At 64.9% G+C, this 19875-nt stretch carries 17 protein-coding genes; 6 read left to right on the top strand and 11 right to left on the bottom strand.

Going from position 1 to position 19875, the window contains the following annotated elements:
• Positions 1-199 precede the first annotated feature (199 nt).
• Complete coding sequence (locus YQ44_RS08290; protein WP_232251173.1) at positions 200-970, top strand: YceI family protein; 771 nt, start codon at positions 200-202, stop codon at positions 968-970.
• On the opposite strand, the gene YQ44_RS08285 is transcribed toward YQ44_RS08290, so the two are convergent.
• Entirely contained in the window at positions 933-1562 is a 630-nt protein-coding gene (locus YQ44_RS08285) for a LysE family translocator (protein WP_198043890.1), read from the bottom strand. The genes YQ44_RS08290 and YQ44_RS08285 overlap by 38 nt on opposite strands.
• 250 nt (positions 1563-1812) lie before the next feature.
• Here YQ44_RS08285 and YQ44_RS08280 point away from each other — a divergent pair, with 250 nt between their 5' ends.
• Complete coding sequence (locus tag YQ44_RS08280; protein WP_071322965.1) at positions 1813-4638, top strand: hybrid sensor histidine kinase/response regulator; 2826 nt, start codon at positions 1813-1815, stop codon at positions 4636-4638.
• Here YQ44_RS08280 and YQ44_RS08275 read toward each other — a convergent pair.
• Entirely contained in the window at positions 4635-5534 is a 900-nt protein-coding gene (locus YQ44_RS08275; protein WP_442905899.1) for an alpha/beta hydrolase, read from the bottom strand. The genes YQ44_RS08280 and YQ44_RS08275 overlap by 4 nt on opposite strands.
• Before the next feature lie 44 nt (positions 5535-5578).
• Positions 5579-8662, bottom strand: coding sequence for an NAD(P)-binding protein (locus tag YQ44_RS08270; RefSeq protein ID WP_083411701.1), 3084 nt, complete (start codon positions 8660-8662; stop codon positions 5579-5581).
• A gap of 260 nt (positions 8663-8922) precedes the next feature.
• Between YQ44_RS08270 and YQ44_RS08265 the strand changes: the two genes are divergently transcribed.
• A complete protein-coding gene (locus YQ44_RS08265; RefSeq protein WP_071322962.1) occupies positions 8923-9465 on the top strand; it encodes a phosphohydrolase in 543 nt (180 codons plus the stop codon).
• Positions 9466-9818: 353 nt separating this feature from the next.
• Positions 9819-10409 carry a response regulator gene (locus tag YQ44_RS08260; protein ID WP_232251165.1) on the top strand — a complete coding sequence of 197 codons (591 nt, stop codon included), beginning with the start codon at positions 9819-9821 and terminating at the stop codon, positions 10407-10409.
• 417 nt (positions 10410-10826) lie between these two features.
• On the opposite strand, the gene YQ44_RS08255 is transcribed toward YQ44_RS08260, so the two are convergent.
• Positions 10827-11048: a hypothetical protein gene (locus tag YQ44_RS08255; protein ID WP_071322961.1), complete on the bottom strand. Its 222-nt coding sequence runs from the start codon at positions 11046-11048 to the stop codon at positions 10827-10829.
• Positions 11049-11271: 223 nt separating this feature from the next.
• Here YQ44_RS08255 and YQ44_RS08250 point away from each other — a divergent pair, with 223 nt between their 5' ends.
• Positions 11272-11859 (top strand): chromate transporter, encoded by a 588-nt coding sequence (locus YQ44_RS08250; RefSeq protein ID WP_071322960.1) that lies wholly within the window; start codon positions 11272-11274, stop codon positions 11857-11859.
• Positions 11856-12440 (top strand): chromate transporter, encoded by a 585-nt coding sequence (locus YQ44_RS08245; protein WP_071322959.1) that lies wholly within the window; start codon positions 11856-11858, stop codon positions 12438-12440. The genes YQ44_RS08250 and YQ44_RS08245 overlap by 4 nt, the downstream gene beginning before the upstream one ends.
• A gap of 2 nt (positions 12441-12442) precedes the next feature.
• On the opposite strand, the gene urtE is transcribed toward YQ44_RS08245, so the two are convergent.
• The 7 genes from urtE to YQ44_RS08210 all read right to left on the bottom strand — a co-directional run bounded on the left by urtE (position 12443) and on the right by YQ44_RS08210 (position 19677).
• Entirely contained in the window at positions 12443-13141 is a 699-nt protein-coding gene (urtE, locus tag YQ44_RS08240; protein ID WP_071322958.1) for an urea ABC transporter ATP-binding subunit UrtE, read from the bottom strand.
• 3 nt (positions 13142-13144) lie between these two features.
• Positions 13145-13975: an urea ABC transporter ATP-binding protein UrtD gene (gene urtD, locus YQ44_RS08235; RefSeq protein ID WP_071322957.1), complete on the bottom strand. Its 831-nt coding sequence runs from the start codon at positions 13973-13975 to the stop codon at positions 13145-13147.
• The gene (gene urtC / locus YQ44_RS08230; RefSeq protein ID WP_156894735.1) at positions 13972-15093 is read right to left on the bottom strand and encodes an urea ABC transporter permease subunit UrtC; all 1122 of its coding nucleotides are present in this window, start codon (positions 15091-15093) and stop codon (positions 13972-13974) included. The genes urtD and urtC overlap by 4 nt, the downstream gene beginning before the upstream one ends.
• The gene (urtB, locus tag YQ44_RS08225) at positions 15090-16691 is read right to left on the bottom strand and encodes an urea ABC transporter permease subunit UrtB (RefSeq protein WP_071322956.1); all 1602 of its coding nucleotides are present in this window, start codon (positions 16689-16691) and stop codon (positions 15090-15092) included. Before urtB ends, urtC begins: the two co-directional genes overlap by 4 nt.
• 109 nt (positions 16692-16800) lie before the next feature.
• Entirely contained in the window at positions 16801-18054 is a 1254-nt protein-coding gene (gene urtA / locus YQ44_RS08220) for an urea ABC transporter substrate-binding protein (protein ID WP_071322955.1), read from the bottom strand.
• Between the two features lie 207 nt (positions 18055-18261).
• Positions 18262-19050 (bottom strand): DUF4349 domain-containing protein, encoded by a 789-nt coding sequence (locus tag YQ44_RS08215; RefSeq protein WP_071322954.1) that lies wholly within the window; start codon positions 19048-19050, stop codon positions 18262-18264.
• 33 nt (positions 19051-19083) lie between these two features.
• Positions 19084-19677, bottom strand: coding sequence for a transglutaminase-like domain-containing protein (locus tag YQ44_RS08210; protein ID WP_198043888.1), 594 nt, complete (start codon positions 19675-19677; stop codon positions 19084-19086).
• Between the last annotated feature and the right edge of the window lie 198 nt (positions 19678-19875).

Below are 19875 nucleotides of genomic sequence, written 5' to 3'. Positions count from 1 at the left end.
CCGTCATGCCGTTTCATTTTCGCCATGGCGGCCATGCCAACGCCGCATGTACTGCCCATGCCGCGCGGCGCATTGCGCTTGCCGCAGCGCCACGCGGCAGTGCGCGCATGCACGCAGGACTTTCCCGTGGCAGGCCGGATCGCTTACTATCGCCTCATCGCGCCTTGCGCCAACCTAGCGCCAATACCGGTCTCTGCCCATGCCTTGCCAGGAATTTCCGTTACTGCCCCCGATTCGTCGCCGCGCGCTGCTGGCCGGCGCCTGCGCCTTGCTGCTGGCAGCCTGTTCGCCATTTGCGCCGCCGCCCGCCGCCCAGCTCCCCGGCCCGCCCGCGCCGGCCGCGCCCCTCCCTTCCTGGCAGCAATCGGGCGTACGCATGCTGTACCTCGCGCCGCAAGAATCGCTGCTGACCATCACCGTGCGGCGTGGCGGCGCGCTGGCGCGGCTCGGGCACGACCACGTGGTGGCCAGCCGCACCTTGCAGGGCACGGTGGCGCCCGCGCTGGGACGCGCGCAATTCCAGTTCAGGCTGGACGAGATGAGCGTGGATGAAGAGGAATTGCGCCAGGCGGCAGGCTTGACGACGATGCCGTCGGCCGACGCCATCGCCGGCACGCGGCACAACATGCTGGCGCGCGTGCTCGACGCCGAGCGCTATCCATGGGTGCGTGTCGAGGCGCGGCGCGAGAGCGGCAGCGAGGTGCTCGACGCCGACATCACCCTGCATGGCGTGACGCGCAGCGTGCGGGTGCCGGTGCAAATCACGGAGGCGGCCGACGGACGCCGGCTGCAGGCCAGCGGCAGCCTGCTGTTGAAACAGAGCGATTTCGGCATCGTGCCGTTCGCCATCCTGGGCGGCGCCATGGCCGTGCAGGACCAGATGGAACTGGCGTTCCGCATCACCGCCACGGACGATGCGGCCGCCGCCGGCCCTAGCGGGCCAGGATCAGGCGCAGTCCCAGGGCGATGAAGATGGTGCCGGCCACGCGGTCGAGCCACAGGCCGGCGCGCGGGCGGCGGTTCAGCCACGTGCCGACGGCGCCGGAGAAATAGCCGAGCAAACCGAACAGCACGCAAGCCTGGGCCGTAAACACGAGGCCCAGCTGCGCCGTCTGCCAGCTGGCGCTGCCCTGCCCCGTGACGATGAATTGCGGCAGGAACGACAGGAAGAACAGCACGACTTTCGGATTGATACTGTTGGCGAACAGGCCCTTGCCGAACAGGCGCAGCAGCGACTCGTCCGGCAGCGCGGCCGCGCCATCGACGTGCGCGCCGCCACGGCTGCGCAGGGCGCCGATACCGAGCCACACCAGGTACAGGCCGCCAGCCACTTTCAGCGCCGTAAACGCCGTGGGCGAAGCGGCCAGCAGGGCCGACACGCCGATGGTCGCCAGCACGGTATGCGTAAGGCAACCGAGGGCGCAGCCGAGGCCGAACGCCATGCCCTGGCGCCGCCCGCGCGACATGCCCACGCCCAGCACCATCAGGTTGTCGGGGCCTGGACTGGCGGTGATGAGGACGGCGGCGGCCAGGAAGGCCAGGAACTGGTCGGGACTGAGCATAATGACTCGCAGGCAAAAGGCGACATGATACCGGAGCCCGCCGCCGCAGCCATCGGAAAGATGCTTGCACGACATGAAATTGCGCGTGCATCACCGAGAGTCGATTAAAATGGGCACTCCATGAGCACAGGGCTTTGCCGCCTATCCCGCGCGACCATCACCACACCGACCGATGCCAGCCCACCCGCCACCATCCAGCCACAGCGCTTCCCATTCCCGCATCAGCGCCTGGCTATGGCGCTGGCTGCTCATGTTGGGCCTGCTGATCCTGGGCGGCGCCGGCCAGGCCGCGCCGCTGGCCCTGACGCCGCAAGGCATCCATCACCTGGGCAGCGGCGGCCAGCTGTTTCTCGCCAGCGACGATGTGGCGCCCGCCGATGCGGCCGCCCTGCCCGCCTGGCTGGCGCGCCAGCGTCCGGCCACCGGCGTCGACCTGTTCGGCGGCGCCTACTGGCTGGTCGCGCAGGTGCACAACGACAGCGCCCAGAGCGCCTGGGTCATCGACCCGAACGACACCCTGATCGACCTGGTCGACATCCATGTGTATGGCCCCGGTCCGCACAGCCCGCCGCAGACCCTGCTGACGGGCTACCAGCGCCCGCACGAATATTTGCTGCATTACGGCAAGAACGTGCAGCTGGATCCGGGCGCCACCTACGCCGTCCTGATCCATTTTTCCAGTCCCTACTATGCGCGCGCGCCCATGTTCGGCGTGCGGACGCAAGCGGATTACCGCAAGCTGGTGGGCAAGGAAAACTTCCTGATGGTGGCCTCGATCGGCGCCCTGCTGGCGCTGGGCCTGTTCAATTTCTTCATCTTTTCCATCACGCTGGAAAAGGCCTCGGCATACTACGCGCTGTACGTGCTCACGTATGGCCTGGCCTGGGCCATGACCTTCCACGTCTTCGCCGACCTGTTCGACTGGCACATGCTGCAGCTGCATTACGTGCCCTTCTTCCTGCTGCCCGTCTTCAGCACCCTGTTCTACACACATTTCCTGCGCCTGCGCGAATACTCGCCGCTGCTCGACCGCATCAGCAAGGTCAACCTGGTGCTGCCCCTGCTGCTGCTGCCCAGCTGTTTCTTCGCCCTGCAATATGCGCACACGCTGGCCACCATCGTCATCACCATCTGGATGCTGCTGGCGCTCACCTGCGGCATCGTCGTCTGGTGCCGCGGCTACCAGCCGGCGCGCTTCTTCGTGCTCGCCTTCGTCGCCCTGATGCTGCCCGGCTTTCTGATCCTGCCGGCCAACCTGGGCCTGATGCCGGCCATGGTGGCCAACGCCCAGCTGGTGACCCTGCTCGGCGGCACCCTCGACGGCCTGCTGCTGGCCTTTGCCCTGGCCGACCAGATCCGCCTGCTGCGCAACAACCTCGAGCAGCGCGTGCGCGAACGCACGCTGGCGCTCACCCTCAGCAACGACGCCCTGCTGACGGCCAAGGAACATGCGGAAGTGGTCAGCCGTCACCGCATCGATTTCCTGTCGGCCATGAGCCACGACATCCGCACGCCGCTGGCCGGCGTCATCGGCATGCTGAAATTCGCCCTGCGCGACCAGTCCATCCGCGGGCGCACACAGGAATACCTGCGCATCGGCCTGCACAATGGCGAGTCGCTGCTGACCATCCTCAATGACATCCTCGATTTCTCGAAGATCGACGCCGGCAAGCTGACCCTGGAAACGCTGGACTTCGACTTGCTGGCCCTGATCGGCGACGCGGCCGGCATCGTGCAGGGCCAGGCCGACGCCAAGAGCCTGCTGCTGCGCCGCGAACTGGCGCTGGACCTGCCCCGCTATGTGCGCGCCGACCCCACCCGTTTGCGCCAGATCCTCATCAACCTGCTGGGCAATGCGCTGAAGTTCACGGCGAATGGCGAGGTGCTGCTGGAAGTGCGGCGCGCCCGCACGCCGCCGCGCCGCGATGGCCGCAGCGAGATCGAATTCATCATCAGCGACACGGGCCCCGGCATCGACGCCGACACCTTGCCGCGCCTGTTTCAGAAATTCGAGCAAGCCGACCACTCCACCACGCGCCGCTACGGCGGCACGGGCCTCGGCCTGGCCATCTGCAAGGAGCTGGTCGAACTGATGCAGGGCAGCATCGGCGTGGAAAGCCGCGTCGGCATCGGCTCGCGCTTCCATTTCACGCTGCCGCTGCAGGAGGGCAGCGCGCCGGCGGCCGACGCCCGCCTGGCGCCGCGCCATGCGCACCACGCCTGCCGCCTGCGCATCCTGTGCGCCGAGGATGTGCGCACCAACCAGATCATCATCGGTACCTTGCTCGAGGCCATGGGACATGCCGTGACCATCGTGGAAAACGGCGAGCAGGCGCTGCAGGCGCTGGGCACGGGCACCTACGATTGCGTGCTGATGGATGGCCGCATGCCGCTGATGGATGGCGAGCAGGCCGCGCGCCTGATCCGCGACGGCGGCAATGCCAGTTTCCCGATTCCCGACGCGCACATCCCCATCATCGCGCTGACGGCCAACGCCAGCGAACATGACCGGCAACGCTACCTGGAGGCCGGCATGGACGACTTCCTCAGCAAGCCGGTCGACGAAGCGCTGCTGTTTGAAAAAATCGACACCGTCATCGACCTGCTGCTGGCGCGCGGCCAGGCGCTGCCGCCCGCCCTGCCCGTCGACGACGACATGCTGGCGCGCCAGTTCGGCCTGGACGGCGCCGACGCCGGCGCCAAGGCAGACGCGCCGGCGCCCGCCGATCCCATGACGGCGCCCGTGCATATCCTGCCGCTGGCAGGCCTGTCGCCGCAGCACTTGCAGCGCATCGCGCAAGCCTTCCTGGTGGAGGCGCCGCGGCGCCTGGACCTGGCCTGCCACGCCGTGCGCAACGGCAACGCCAGCGCGGCGGCGGCCGCCTTCCACGCCTTGAAGGGCAGCGCCGGCTACCTGAGCCGCCCCACCCTGCACGGCCTGTGCCACCAGATGGAAACGCTGGCATCGAACGGCCAGCTCGACAACGTGGAGCAATTCCTGCCGCATATCGAAGCGGCGCTGGCCGAGGCGCGGCGCGACCTGGGCGACCAGCCAGGCAGGGTCGCCGCCGGCTAATCGAGCCAGCCGTTCGCCCGCAGCCACGCCAGCAGCAAGGGCGGCCAGGCGGCCGGCTCGCTGCCCGGCTTGCCCAGTCCCCAGCCATGGCCGCCGTGCTGGAACAGGTGCAGCTCGACGGGCACGCCGGCGCGGCGCAGGGCGGCGGCCATCAGCAGGCTGTTGTCGGGTGCGGCGATGGGGTCGTCCAGCGCCTGCGCCAGGAACACGGGCGGCGTGCGCGCATCGACCTGCCGCTCCACCGACAGCGCGTCGCGCGCGCCCTGCGCGGGATGGGCGCCCAGCAACTGCTTCTTCGCGTGCGTCGTGTCGAACGGCGGCTGCATGGTCAGCACCGGATACAGCAATACGGCAAAGACGGGCCGCGCCGACGCCGCATCTTGCGCATCGACGGGCGCATACAGGCTGGCGTCCGGCGTGGCCGCCGTCATGCCGGCCAGGTGCGCGCCGGCGGAAAAGCCGAGGATGCCGATGCGCGCCGGGTCGAGGCTCCACTCGGCGGCGCGCGAGCGTATCAAACGCATGGCGCGCTGCGCATCCTGGAATGGCGCGGCCGTCCCGCCGCCCTCCTGCGGCAGCCGGTACACGAGTTCAAACGCCGTGACACCCTGCGCCTGCAGCCAGGCGGCGGCCGGGCCGCTTTCCTTGCCCGCCTCGATATGCGCATAGCCGCCGCCGCTGACCAGCAGGATGGCCAGGCCATTCGGCCGCGCCGGGCGGTGCGCGATCAGATAGGGCTGGCTCACCTGCGTGATGGAACCCCTGGCGCTGTCGCGCTGCGGGCCCGCCGCCGCGCCGCCAGGCGGCGCGCCCGGCCACAGCACGATCGCGCCGGGCGGCGCGGCGCCGGCATGCAGGTTGATACAGATCAGGCACAGCAATAGCAGGCGTCGCATGGACATCCTCGCGCAGGGGACAATGAAACGCCATCATAGCAAGCCTAGAAATCCGTCTCGCCCTGGATCACGGCCGGATACCCGCTCATGGCGCGCGACGTCTGCATGCCCGCCATCACGGCCGCCTCCACGCAGCCCGCGTTGATGCCGGTCCTGATCCAGTCGCCCGTCAGGAACAGGTTGCTGAAGCCCGACTGGTCGGTGGCCAGCCGGTACTGCGTGCTGTTCACCACCGACATCACGTAGCGCTCGGACGGATCGACGTTCGCGCGCCAGTACTGGCTGTCGAAGCGGGCCGGTCCCGTGCCCGCCTTCGCATCGACCAGCCACTGCCAGGGAAAGCCGCCGGGTCCGCCCGCCTCGGGCCACAGCGCGCCGATGTCGCGCTCCAGCTGGTGCAGCGCGCCCTGTTTCGCCCGCTCGGCGCAGCGCGCCGGGAAACCCGTATCCGTCACGGGCGGATAGCTGTCGACGGGGAAGGCGCTGCAAAAGTAGGACACATTCTTCGGCGCCAGCCCCGCCGGCCAGTCTTCATGCGCCAGCAACTGGTCCATCGGGGCCCACGTGTCGTAGGGTTCCGTAAAGGCCGACAGCACCGGCTGCTGGCCCTTCGGCTGCGTGGTCCAGCCCATCTGCGCCAGGTTCTTGTTCAGCCATACCTGGTACGCCTGCGTGGCCACCGTCTTCACCTTCTCGACGCTCAGCTTCAAGGCCGGGCTTTGCGCCAGCAGCTGCGGGCACAGGGCCGGCAGCGAACCGATCGAGATGCCGAACACCACCTTGTCGAAATCGACGCCCTTCTTCAATACCGTGGCGGGCAGCGCGCGGCCGAACGCCTGCTGGTACTTCTGCGGCCAGTCGCTCCAGTACGACTCCAGGTTGACCTCCTGCTCCTGCAGCAGGGCCGCCTGCGCCGGGTCGAGCTGGGCGTAATCGGGTGCGCTGGGCCAGCAAGCCAGGCCTTTCACGTCGACCAGCGGCGCATAGCCGGCGGCCGGGTCGCGCAACTGCGCCTGCTCGGTGATGCGGATGCTGTCGATGTCGCCCGCGCCCGGCACCAGTTCCTCGACGCGCTGGAAGAACTTGAATTTCACGCCGCGCTTTTCCAGCACCTCGTACAGCGGCGTGAAGATCGTGTCGCCCATGCCGGCCTGCATCTTGAACATGATGCCGCCCTTGTAGGCCAGGCCGATGCGCGCCATCGCCCGCAGCAAGGTACCCGCCTCGATGTTCGGCTTTGCAAAGTCGCCGCCCTCGTAGGCGAAGACCAGGTCGTAGAAGCCGCGCACGGGCGCCGAATTGACGCTGAACTGCTCGTCGCCGCCATGCTTGCGCAGCCAGTCGCGGAAATCGATGTCGTTGATGACGTCGAAGCCGTTCTTGAACACGCCATCCTCGAACATGCCCTTCATCACCGTGATGCCCAGGTCCAGGCAAATGAACAGGCGGCGCAATTCGTCGTCGCCGTCGATCAGCGCGCGGTAGCGCAGGCGCAGCCAGGCGCGGATGCCGTTCAGGGTGCTGGCCAGCAGCTGGTGGCGGGCCTGGTCGTGGCGCGCGGAATCGGGCGCCAGGTCGGCCACCAGCGCCGCCAGGGCGCCCACGGACAGGCCCACGTCCAGCCCCAGCTCGTCGGCCTGCCCCACCACTTCGTCGGCCAGGCGGCGCAGCCAGCCCGGCCACACGCCCTCGCCCTGCGAGGCGCTGGCACGGACGATGCGCGCGTCCGCGTCCGCCACCTGCCGGATCTGGCGTATCCACTGCTCGATCCAGCCCACCATGGCGATGGCCATCTGCCACAGGGTGATGTCCTCGCCGCCCTCGCCCGGCTCGCCCGGCAGGGTGGGAAAGACGATGGACCAGTTGCGCCACTGCCCCTTGACGTCTTCCGACAGGGCCACGTAATCGTGCTGCTTGAAGGCGTCGCGCCAGGTGGCCAGCGGCGCGCCGGGCGGGCGCTCCAGGCTGGCATACGCTTCCTTGATCATCTTGAAGGCGTTCGCATAAAAGCCGAACCAGATGTGCAGGCCATGCTCCTCGATGCGCTGGCCCACTTGCGCATTGCGCCCGCTGGCGCCCTTGCCGCCCAGGCGCCAGCCCAGCTGGTAGACGGTGATGTCGTGCTGGTTTTGCCAGCCCGGCTGGTTCGTCAGATAATACGCGGTGGTCATGGCCGCCACGCCGCCGCCGAGGATGGCGATCTTTTCCGGCGCGATGCTCGAATTGTCGACCAGCTCCTCGCCCGGCATGGCCGTGAAGTCGAAGTTCACGTTGAACGGCAGGATCGCCGCCTGCGGCCCCAGCTTCAGGCCCAGGGTCTGGTCCAGCGGGAAGCTGTCGAACGCGTGCACCGTGCATTCGTATTCATAGCCGAGCAGGCGCGCACTGTGCAGACGGTTGACCTCGGCCGGCGCGGCCACCAGGGCCTGGTACACGGCCTTCACGCCCGCGCTGTCGGGAAACTGCTTGAGGAAGATCTGGTCGATGCGGGGGTTGCGCAACAGCGACAGAATATCGGCCCAGCCGGCTTGATCCATGTCAAAGAAGTCGGGAATGGACAGGAAGAGCTGGAAAGCCTGCTCGATGAGCTCGAGGAAACTGTTGACGCTCTTGTGCGGCCCCGTCTGCACGGTGGCGTTGACTTCCAGCAGCGGGTGCAGGGCCAGCTTCGTTTCCGGCGAAAAATGCTGGAAACCCTTGGCGGCCACGGAACAGCGCAGCGGCTCGCTGCCGGCCGCGGGAATCTCGTAGTCGCACAGGTATTTCGGATAGCCGAACAGTTCGCGCCCGTTGATCAGGGCCATGGCGTCATCCACGAAAATATGGCACGGGTACCAGTAGATGTGCGCCAGCTTACCCGCCGCATCCATCTGTCCCACCATGATCCAGGTGACGATGTCGACTTCCGTGATCCAGCCCTTGGCCTGGTCGACGGGATTGGCCGAGTCCGCATGGTTGACGCGCGTAAAGGTCAGCATCACATACGGCGACAGGGCTTTCAGGGTCATGCGCTGGCCCGCCACCTGGTTCAAGGTGGTATTGACGGTGGCCTGCAGCTTCGCCAGCTCGCCCTTGACGAAATAACCGAACATTTCCGACTGCTTCAACTGCAGCGGCGAATGCATCATCACCGAGCCGCCCTGATAGATGTACGAAGGTCTTGCCGAAGGTATCGCCGCCATTGCTCTGCCCCTAATGTAAGTTTCAGACAAACAAGATTCTCATAGTGTATTTGAGAAATATCAATGAATGATATGAAATTAATTAAAGGAAATGCCAACATGCATAGGCTTCGCAGAAGCGGCTGGCGGCGCCCTGCGGGAAGGCGGATCGCCGTCATCCGGTGTACGATGGATCATCCATGCACAGCAGGCTAAGCGATCCAGCAATGATTACCACCGACTACGTTTCCACCTTTTCCGGCAACCGTTTTTATCCCTTGCGCCCGCATATCGACAAGGTTGCCATCGAGGATATCGCCCACGGCCTCGCCTACCAGTGCCGCTTCAATGGCCAGACGCAAGTGTTTTATTCCGTGGCCCAGCACAGCCTGATCGTTGCCAGCCTCGTGCCGCCACCGCTGCGCCTGGCCGCCCTGCTGCACGACGCGGCCGAAGCCTACCTGGGCGACATGGTCAAGCCGCTGAAGGTGCTGCTGCCGGAATTTGCCGCGCTGGAAGACAAGGTCAGCGCCATCATCGCCGCCACCTACGGCCTGGATTTCTCCGATTACGCGCCCATCAAGCGGGCCGACCTGATCGCGCTGGCCACGGAAAAGCGCGACCTGATGCCCCACTCGGCCGAACGCTGGGCCTACCTTGACGGCATCGCCCCCTTGCCCGGTATAATCGAAGCCATGGGACCGGCCGAAGCCAAGCAACGCTTCCTGCATGCGTTTGCCGCGCTGACAGCGTCTGGCCAGGCCGCGTGAAGCAGGCTCGCCATCGGCCCCTAAGCCCCGGTTTTTGCACGGCTTTTTTAGATATCCACAGCAACTGTGGATAAAGTTGTTGATAAGCCCCTCTTGACAAGCCGCAACGCCAGTATTGATGCGGGTTTCAACAATTTGCTGATTTCACAGGCATTTTTTTACCCCAATGAAATCAATGACTTGCAGTCAGGTTTTTGCGCTTGATCAAAGTTTCTTTGCCACCATGAAAATATATTTTTGCCGCGAAGGCGGGCAGCGGCTGGCACGAGCTTGCCTGAACAGCATTGTTTTGACAAACCCCGCGGACTGGCATAGTGTGGAGTAGGCGGGCACGATCAACGTTGGATAAATGCATGGATATGGATAGCGACAGCAAGACGGCAGGCGAACCGGACTGGTTGGTGGACGAGCCGCTGCACAGCGACACCGCGCCCGAAGCGGCCAGCGCCCCGCCCTGGCGCGTGCTGATCGTCGACGACGATGTCGACGTGCACGTGGTGACCAAGTTCGCCCTGAGCCAGGCCAGCTTCCAGGGGCGCAGGCTGAGTTTTCTGCACGCGTATTCGGGCGCCGAGGCGCTCACCGTGCTGCGCGGCACGCCCGACATCGCCGTCGTGCTGCTCGACGTCATCATGGAAACCCAGGATGCCGGCCTGCAAGTGGCGCGCCAGATCCGCGAGGAGTTGCACAACAGCGCCGTGCGCATCATCCTGCGCACGGGCCAGCCCGGCCAGGCACTCGAACACCGCATCATCATCGACTACGACATCAACGATTTCTGGTGCAAGACCGACTTAACGACGCGCAAGCTGTTTACCACCGTGATCGCTTCGCTGCGCACCTACGCCACGCTGCGCGAAGCGCAGCAGCAGGTGAGCGACCTGGCCGCGGCCCTGGCCCGGCGCGGCGACCAGGCCGCCTTGCCATCCGGCGGCAAGCCGTAGGCGGCGCGCGCTACTTTTAGTCAAAAAACAAGAGCACTGGATAGGCATACAGCCCTTGTCCACGGCCGCTTTTCCCCGCTCGCGGCGGCAAATCGCGCACGCTGATTTGCCTCAATATCCTAAGTGGCGGATTGTTAAGCGCTTTTTCAGATATCCACACGGACTGTGGATATCTTTGTGGATAAGCGCCTATTGACAGCCCTCAAAGCCGCAGCCAGTGCGGCTTTCAATAAACTGCTCAATCAAACAGCAAAAATAAAACAGAATAAAATCAAACACTTAGAAACTCACACATAATCACATGAAAATTATTTCGGCAATTTCGCCAACCCATCATTTGTGCATAACTGAGCCGTAATGATCAATTCGATAACGCCGGGGTCGGCGCTACCGGCAACACAGTTGCTGCACAGATACTCAATGCACGGTCTGGCGCCGCTGCTCCGGATGCAGCAGCACGCGCTCGATCAGTACAGGGTCGATATTGTATGACTTCAGGTATTCCAGAGCGCACAAGGTGCTGAAGGCAGCCTGCACGGCGATACCCAGGTTGACGATATCGCACATCTTCTGGTCGACCCTGGCATGGCGCGCCACTGTCTTGTCGGGCATATGCAGCGTTTCTTGGGAATTAAGCATGGTAGACAACTCCTGCGAAGGGGGACATGGGGGCGGGAAAGGCGCAGCGGGTGGAAGCCCGGCGCCCGTACGGACATGGACAGCGGCAGTATTGCCGATAAAGTATTGCCGATAAATTCTCGATGTCAATGGCAGGCGAACATGAGCCACGGTTTTTTTCCTGCCGCCACAGTCCTTCCTGAAAGCGATGGACAAGCGCGCTCGGCCACGGTGATAATCAGCCATGTCCTCGCCCTCCCCCGCCCCGTCCGACCTCCCCCGCCCGCAGCCCGCCTCGCTTGCCGACCTGTTTTTCTCGTTCACCTGGCTGGCCCTGCAGGGTTTCGGCGGCGTGCTGGCCGTGATCCAGCGCGAGATGGTGGAACGCAAGCGCTGGCTGACGCAGGAGGAATTCCTCGAGGACTGGGCCGTGGCGCAAATCATGCCCGGCCCGAACGTGATCAACCTGTCATTGATGGTGGGTGGGCGCTATTTCGGCTTGAAAGGCGCGCTCACGGCCATGGCCGGCATGCTGGCCGTGCCGCTCGTCATCGTGCTCGTGCTCGGCGTGCTGTACACGCGCCTCGGCGCCAACCCGCAGGTGGCGGGCGCCTTGCGCGGCATGGCCGCCGTCTCGGCCGGCATGATCGCCGCCACGGGCGTGAAACTGGCTGCCGCGCTGGGCAAGCACCCGCTGCCCCTGTGGCTGACCTTGCCCCTCGCCGGGCTGGGCGTGCTGATGGTGGCCGTGCTGCGCTGGCCCCTGCTGTACATCCTGCTGGGGCTCGGTGGCATCGGCTGCTGTTTGACCTACCGCAAGCTGTCGCCATGAACCCGCCCGTGCAACTGGTGTTGAGCACGGCGGACTGGCTGAACCTGTTCGGCCACTATCTGATGCTGTCCATGATGTCGATCGGCGGCGCCATTTCCACCACGGCGGAAATGCACCGCTTCCTCGTCGAACAGCACGGCTGGCTGACGCAGGTCCAGTTCAATGAGTCGATCGCCATCGCCCAGGCCGCACCGGGCCCCAACGTACTGTTCGTCGCCCTGATGGGCTGGAACGTGGGCATGAACGCGGGCAGCTACGCGGCCGCCTATTTCGGCGTATTCGTGACCATGGTCGGCATCATGTTGCCCAGCACCACCCTCACCTACGTGGCGGCCCGCTGGGCCTACCGCAACCGCGACCTGCGCCCCGTGCGCGCCTTCAAGCAAGGCATGGCGCCCATCGTCGTCGCCCTGCTCATTTCCACCGGCATGATACTGGGCGGCGCCAACCATACCCTGGCCACCGACTGGCCCCTGTGGAGCCTGTCCATCGTCGCGGGCATCCTCATCTGGCGCACGAAGATGCATTTGCTGTGGCTGCTGGCGGCCGGCGCCGTGCTGGGCTGGTTCCAGCTCGTCTGACCTCACACGGCCAGGTGCCGCTTCACCTCGTCGCCCGCCATCTGCGCCGCCGTGCCGCTGGCGACGACACTGCCGCGCGAGAGTACGATAAACTCGTCAGCCAGTTCACGGGCGAAATCGAAATACTGTTCGCACAGCACGATGGCCATGTCGCCACGCTGTTTCAGCAGCGCGATCACGCGGCCGATATCCTTGATGACGGAGGGCTGAATGCCTTCCGTCGGCTCGTCGAAGATGATCAATTGCGGCTCGGCCAGCAAGGCGCGCGCGATGGCCAGTTGCTGCTGTTGCCCGCCGGACAGGTCGCCGCCGCGCCGCTGCAGCATCTCTTTTAATACCGGAAACAGTTCATACACGTGCGGATCGATGCGCGAAGCCTGCCTGCCCTTCCTGGCCGCCATGCCCATCAGCAGGTTTTCCTCGACCGTCAGTCGCGCAAAGATGTCGCGCCCCTGCGGCACGTAGGCGATGCCCAGCCTGGCGCGCGCATGCGGCGCCAGCCGCGTGATGTCGCGGCCATTGAATATCACCTTGCCCTGCGCCACGGGCAACACGCCCATCAGGCATTTCAGGAGCGTCGTCTTGCCCACGCCATTCCTGCCCAGCAAGGCCAGGCATTGGCCCTGGCGCGCCGTGAGATTGACACCGCGCAAAGTGTGCGAGGAGCCATAATATTGGTTCAGTTGTTCGACTTCCAGCATGGCTTACCTTCCCAAGTAGACTTCGATGACGCGCTCGTCGGCTTGCACCTGCTCCATGCGGCCCTGCGCCAGCACGGACCCTTCGTGCAGCACGGTGACGATGCCCTGCTGCGCGATGTCCGTGACGAAACCCATGTCATGCTCGACCACCATGATGGAATGTTTGCCGCGCAATTCATTGAGCAGCTCGGCCGTGCGCGCCGTTTCCGCATCCGACATGCCGGCCACGGGCTCGTCCAGCAGGATCAGCTGCGGCTCCTGCATCAGCAGCATGCCGATTTCCAGCCACTGCTTTTGCCCATGCGACAGCAAGCCGGCCAGCCGCGCCTCGTGGCCATTGAGGCGGATCAAGCGCAATATGGATGCGATCTTGCCTTCCTGCTCGGACGTGATCCGGGCAAACAAGGTGGGTGCCACGCGCTTGTCCATCTTCATGGCCAGCTCCAGGTTGTCGAACACCGTGTGCTGCTCGAACACGGTGGGACGCTGGAACTTGCGGCCGATGCCCGCGTGGGCGATCTCCACCTCCGTCATGGCGGCCAGGTTCATGGTCTGGCCGAACCAGGCCGTGCCGGACGTGGGCCGCGTCTTGCCGGTGATCACATCCATCATCGTCGTCTTGCCCGCCCCGTTCGGGCCGATAATGCAGCGCAACTCGCCCACGGAAATATCGAGACTGAGCTTGTTGATGGCCTTGAAGCCGTCGAATGAAACGGTGATGTCTTCCAGGTAAAGAATGGCGCCATGCGTCGTGTCGACGCCCTCGCCTTTCACGCGCGAGTAGGTCGGGCCAGCTTCAGCGCTGGCCATGCCGGGCAACATGCGGATGCTCATGCGGCCTCCTCCGCCACGACGGCAGTCTTGTTGCGCTTGAGCTTGCGCAATACACCGAGCATGCCCTGCTGCATGAACAGGGTGACGACGATGAACAGCAAGCCCAGCGCGAACAGCCACAGTTCCGGCATGGCCGCCGTGAACCAGCTCTTCAAGCCGTTCACGGTAAAGGCGCCCAGGATGGGGCCGATCAGGGTGCCGCGCCCGCCCACGGCCACCCACACCACCATTTCGATGGAATTGGCCGGCGACATTTCGGACGGGTTGATGATGCCCACCTGCGGCACGTACAGGGCGCCGGCGATGCCGCACAGCATGGCGGACAGGGTCCAGACAAATAGCTTGAACCAAAGCGGGTTGTAGCCGAGGAACATCAGCCGCGCCTCGCTGTCGCGCACGCCCTGCAAGACCCTGCCCAGCTTGGATGTCACGATGGCGCGCGCGCCCACCAGCGCGGCCAGCAGGATGGCCAGGGTCAGCAGGAACAGCACGGCGCGGGTGGCGGGCGCCGTGACGCTGTGGCCCAATATCGTCTTGAAGTCCGTGAAACCGTTGTTGCCGCCAAAGCCGGTGTCATTGCGGAAGAACAGGAGCATGAAGGCATACGTCATGGCCTGCGTGATGATGGAAAAATACACGCCCTTGATGCGCGAACGGAAGGCAAAGTAGCCAAACACAAAGGCCAGCACGCCCGGCACCAGCACGACCAGCGCCATGCAGTACCAGAAATGGTCGGTAAACGCCCAGTACCACGGGTAGGTTTTCCAGTCGAGAAAGACCATGAAGTCGGGCAAGCTGCTGCGGTACTGGCCCTGCGCGCCGATGGCGCGCATCAGATACATGCCGTGCGCATACGCGCCCAGCGCAAAGAACACGCCGTGCCCCAGCGACAGGATGCCCGTGTAGCCCCACACGAGGTCCAGCGCCAGCGCGGCCAGCGCGTAGCACAGGAACTTGCCCACCAGCGCCACCGTGTAGGCGGACACATGCAGCGCATGCCCGTCAGGAAAGAGCAGATTGAAAACTGGCAGCATGGCCGCCAGCACCGTGCAGGCGGCAATCGCCATCCACATCGGCAGCGTGAACAGGCCAGCCTGGACTCGATAGGAGGTAATCATTCGACGCTGCGTCCCTTCATGGCAAACAGGCCCTGCGGCCGGCGCTGGATAAAAATGATGATGAATATCAAAATGGCGATCTTCGCCAGCACGGCGCCCGCCACCGGCTCGAGGAATTTATTCACTTCGCCCAGGCCCAGCGCGGCGATGACCGTGCCGGCCAGCTGGCCCACGCCGCCCAGCACCACCACCATGAAGGAATCGACGATATAGCTTTGCCCAAGGTCCGGCCCCACATTGCCCAGCTGCGACAGCGCCACGCCGCCCAGCCCGGCGATGCCGGAACCGAGGCCAAAGGTCAGCATGTCGACCTTGCCCGTGGCCACGCCCACGCAGTCGGCCATGCGGCGGTTTTGCGTGACGGCGCGCACGAACAGGCCCAGCCGCGTCCTGTTCAGGATCAGCCACACGGCCGCCACGACGACGATGGCAAAGCCGATGATGGCCAGGCGGTTGTACGGCAGCACGAGGCCGCCCAGCACGGTGACGCCGCCCGACATCCAGGCCGGGTTGGCCACTTCCACGTTCTGCGCGCCAAAGATCGTGCGCACCAGCTGCATGAGGATCAGGCTGATGCCCGAGGTGGCCAGCAGGGTTTCCAGCGGCCGCCCGTACAGCCAGCGGATCACCGTGCGCTCGAGCGCCACGCCGACCAGGCCGGCCACGAGAAAGGCGGCCGGCAAGGCGGCCAGCAAATACGCATCCTGCATGGCGGGCAAGTAGGTGCGGAAAAACAGCTGGCACAGATACGTCGTGTAAGCGCCTATCATCAGCAGTTCGCCATGCGCCATGTTGATGATGCCCATCAAGCCGAATGTGATGGCCAGGCCCAGCGCCGCCAGCAGCAGCACGCTGCCCAGCGAGATGCCGTAAAACACATTGCCGGCGATCTCCATGCGCGACACTCGTCCCTTGATCTGGCGCATGGTGTCGATGGCCGCCAGCTGCACGGCTTCATCGGGCTCGCTGGCCTTGCCATCGGCACCGCGCTCCAGCATGGCGTGCAGCACGGGCAGCAGGCGCGCATCGCTGCTGCCCGCCAGCGCCTGCACGGCTTGCCTGCGCGTGGCCGCGTCCGGCGCCTGCAGGTTGGCGCTGGCGATCAGCACCTGCAATACCTGTTTGATGTCAGCATCGTTTTCCTGCGCCAGCGCCGTGCGGATCAGGGGGAGCTGCGCGGGGTCGACGGCCTGTTGCAGCGCCTGCGCGGCAGCCAGGCGCGTGGCCCGTTCCGGCGCCAGCAGCTTCAGCCCCGACAGGGCGCCCGCCACGGCCGCGCGCAAGCGGTTGTTGACCATCACGCCATCGATGCCATCGGGCAGCGGCACGCTCTTGCCGCTTGCCGGGTCATACGCTTGCTCGCCATCGACGATATACACCTGGCCGTCGGGCGCCGCATGCAAGGCGTCGTCCTGCAAGGCTTGCAGGACGCGGATGGCCTCGGGCGTGGCGAGGGCGGCGATCTGCGCGACGGCGGCGACCCTCGTGTCGGCATCGTCGCCGGCCAGCGGCTTGAGCAGGTCGGGAGGGATGGCGGCCTGCGCGAGCGGGGATATCAATAGACAGGCAAGGAGCAGCAGTTTGGGGATGAACCTCATTGTAAGTTCCATGGAAAAACTGCACGGGGCGAGCGCTTACCCCAAAGGCGAGGACTGGGGTTGGCCCCTCAGGATCCGACCCCGGCATTTGCTGGTGGGTAAATAGCGCCTACAGCTTCTGCTTGCCCTCATTGCCCTTGATAAATGGACTCCACGGCTGGGCGCGTATCGGCTCCCTGGTTTTCCACACGACATTGAATTGCCCATCGGCCTTGATCTCGCCTATCATCGCGGGCTTGTGCAAGTGGTGATTCGTCGCATCCATGGTCAGGGTAAAGCCCGATGGCGCTTTCACGCTCTGGCCCGCCATGGCGGCGATCACCTTGTCCGTGTCCGTCGATTTCGCCTTTTCCACGGCTTGTGCCCACATGTGGATGCCGACATAGGTCGCTTCCATCGGGTCGTTCGTCACGACCGAAGCCGCGTTCGGCAACTTTTGTGCCACGGCGTACGCCTTCCACTGCTTGATGAAGGCCGTGTTGACGGGATTCTTGACGGATTCGAAATAATTCCACGCCGCCAGATGCCCCAGCAGCGGCCTGGCATCGATGCCGCGCAGCTCTTCCTCGCCCACGGAAAACGCGACGACGGGCACGTCGGTGGCTTTCAAGCCCGCATTGCCCAGCTCCTTGTAGAACGGCACGTTGGAATCGCCATTGATGGTGGAAATGACGGCCGTCTTGCCGCCCGCGGAAAACTTCTTGATGTTGGCGACGATCGTTTGATAGTCGGCGTGGCCGAATGGCGTGTAGACCTCGCTGATATCGCTGTCCTTGACGCCTTTGCTTTTCAGGAAGGCGCGCAGGATCTTGTTGGTGGTGCGCGGATACACATAATCCGTGCCCAGCAGCACGAAGCGCCTGGCGCCGCCGCCATCCTTGCTCATCAGGTATTCCACGGCCGGGATCGCCTGCTGGTTCGGTGCGGCGCCCGTATAAAACACATTCTTTTCCAGTTCCTCGCCCTCGTATTGCACGGGATAGAACAGCAGGCTGTTGAGTTCCTTGAACACCGGCAAGACCGACTTGCGCGACACGGACGTCCAGCAGCCGAACACGACAGCCACCTTGTCCTGCGCCACCAGCTGGCGCGCCTTTTCCGCGAACAGCGGCCAGTTCGATGCCGGGTCGACGACGACGGCTTCCAGCTTCCTGCCCAGCACGCCGCCCTTGGCATTGATTTCCGCAATCGTCATCAAGGCCACGTCTTTCAGCGACGTTTCGGAAATGGCCATGGTGCCCGACAAGGAGTGCAAGATGCCCACCTTGATCGTGTCGGCGGCCAGCGCCGCCTGCGTGAATGCCGAGGCGGCCAGGGCCAGTGCGCCTGCTGCTGCCGCTTTCAAGATGATGCGTCGTGACATGAAGACTCCTGTGGTGGGTGCGTGGTTGTCGGACTGGGGCATACGCTGTTGTTAAAGCAGAATGCATGCCAGCGCCGGCAGGCGTGCGGCACGGGGCGCGCGCCACGCCATGGTGCACCCGAGACAATCCCGCACGAAAAAAAACCTGGCTGCACAAGGACTGTGCAGCCAGGTTTCAACTTGCCGTAAAACGGTGCGCCGGGCGCGTCAAGCCTTGCGCGGCGCGCCGCGCAGGCGGCGCCAGCCCTTGCGCCCCAGCGGGAACAGCAGCACGAAGGCGAGCAGCCATGGCAGGATGTAGGCCATGGCCGTGATGGCGTTGGCCACGCCTTCCGACAGGTTCTCCGTGAAATTGCCCAGCGCGCGCTTGACGGGCGTCCAGAACGACTGGCGGCCTTCGGCGCTGATGGCCACGTTCAGCAAGTCAGTGTCGATGCGCTGCATCAACAGCGCGTTGGCCGCCGTCGCCTGCTCCAGCTCCACCTGCACGGTGGCCAGTTCCTTGGTCACCTTGATCAGGGCGTCGACATTCGCGCCCGAACGCTTTTCCAGGTCTTGCAGCTGCGCCTGGTATTGCTTGAGCATGTCCAGGCGCTTCTTGCTGTCGAGCACGGGGCGGCCCAGGTCTTCCACCTTGGTGCCCTGGCTGATGACGTCGCCTTCGGCGGCAACGAGCGCGACGAGCTTCCTGATACCGGCCGGCTTGGCCCGCATGCTGATGCGCGCGTGCACGTAACGGCCGCTGTCGATGCCTGAATCGAGCAGCAGGCAGCCATTGTCCGTATCGGCCTTGCAGGCGGCGACCACTTTTTCATACAGGGGCCGCACCTGGGCCTCATGCGTATCGACGCTGACGTTGTGCTCATAGGCAAGAAACTCGCTGCCCTTTTCCTTGCCATCGAGGCGCGCGGCGCTCGATTGCCCGCCGCTCTCGCCCTTGCTGCCGCAACCGGCCAGCAGCAGGACGCCCATCAGACTCATATAGACTATTTTCATTATTGCTTTCTTTAGATTATTTTTACTTTTGCATTATTTGGGCAGCATCTGCAGATCGGGCAAGTGCGCGGCCACGTCGTGCACGGTGGCGTGCCGTGTCAGCGCGGCCACCACTTGCGGCAACGGTTCCGGCCAGATTTCGGGCAAGTCGCGCTCCTCGGCCGCCAGCACGGGAAAAGCCAGCTGCTCGCGCGGCGGCACGAAGGCGGCGTCGACGCCCGGCTTGTTGCCGCGCGCATCGATGCGGTACCAGCCGAAATCCTGCAGATACACGGCGTTCAAGCCATGCAGGCAAAACGGCGGCCCCACCTCGCCGACGGCCAGGCGCTGGTAGCACAGGCCGGCAGGAATGCCATTGGCGCGCAGCAGCGCGGCCAGCAGGTGGCTCTTCGCATAACAATAGCCGGTGCCATGCTGCAAGACGTCGGAAGCGCGGCAGGTGACGGGATTGCGCTGGTAATCCCAGCTGTGGGCTATCTCGTCGCGCACGAATTCAAAGCAGCGGCGCGCGATGGCGGCGTCGCCTGTCGCGCCGGCGGCCAGCGCGGCCGCCCTGGCGCGCACGGCGGGGTGGTCGCTGTCGATCTGCGTGCTGCTCGCCAGATACAGGGAAAAGTCGGAATGCATGGCCATCGTATATACAAGGTAAGCCGAGAGAATGCGCGATTTTAGTCGAAGCCGTGCCGAATCTGCCGTTTCCTTGCGCAAAAACAAAGGAAAGGCACGCCATCGGCCGGCTTTGCGGGGGCCGGCGACTTTGGCGCCGGCGCCGTAGCTGGTATCATGCGGGCAAACGCCAGCCGGTCCGACACGCAAGATGGGCCG

This window comes from Janthinobacterium sp. 1_2014MBL_MicDiv (genome assembly GCF_001865675.1).
Taxonomy (GTDB): Bacteria; Pseudomonadota; Gammaproteobacteria; order Burkholderiales; family Burkholderiaceae_D; genus Janthinobacterium.
The sequence above is the reverse complement of the archived record's forward strand: the minus strand, read 5'-3'. Positions and strand labels throughout refer to the sequence as shown.